This window comes from Candidatus Nanopusillus massiliensis, assembly GCF_920984865.1.
This window is the reverse complement of the sequence record NZ_OV100765.1, coordinates 550,592-550,860: the sequence shown is the minus strand read 5'-3', so window position 1 is coordinate 550,860 and position 269 is coordinate 550,592.

Genomic DNA, 269 nt, shown 5'->3' with positions numbered 1-269 from the left:
TGCTATTCCTAACATTATTGCAAGAACTTACTATTGTTTCTATAAATGTTTGTGATGAAGAAATTACTGTAGATGGTATTGATANNNNAATATAATTATATAAGCCATAGTATAAATATTACTATTCAATGTAAAGATAATTATTGTAGATACTAATTATATTGTTCTTGTTCTATTACCAATTTGTATTTCTCCACTCTTTTCTTCTTTCTGTAAAAATGGAGAAATTGCCAATATAAGGAAAAATACTGAAAATAAGAATAATACTA